The organism is Pseudomonas sp. SIMBA_041, from assembly GCF_046535095.1.
GTDB classification, from domain to species: domain Bacteria; phylum Pseudomonadota; class Gammaproteobacteria; order Pseudomonadales; family Pseudomonadaceae; genus Aquipseudomonas; species Aquipseudomonas mucoides.
In genome coordinates this window covers 1-273 of the sequence record NZ_JAWRXJ010000284.1, presented here as the reverse complement: position 1 = coordinate 273, position 273 = coordinate 1, and the positions used below count along the sequence as shown (strand labels likewise).

Below are 273 nucleotides of genomic sequence, written 5' to 3'. Positions count from 1 at the left end.
TATCGAGTCCGCACGCGAGGCATGCAAGACATCGCTGACCTCCACCGCCATCCGCTACGCGGAGCTGACGGACGACGCCATTGCAGTCATCCTGAGCACGGGCGGCGCCATTGACTACTGCATCCTATCTGAGGCCATGAAGTCGCTGCCGGACCTGACCTGGCTGAAGCGCGGCTCGCCCGTGCCAAAGAGCACGGTGACCGCGCGATTCAACGCCGACGGCAGCAGAGTTGTTCGAGCAGAGCGCGACGAGGAAGAGATCGATGTTCTGGA

General features: G+C 62.6%; 1 protein-coding gene. It reads left to right on the top strand.

Translation table 11 applies throughout. The features are described from left to right. Positions 1-273, top strand: a 273-nt coding sequence (locus SB725_RS31200) for a hypothetical protein (RefSeq protein ID WP_410923270.1), incomplete at both ends; no start/stop codon positions are given.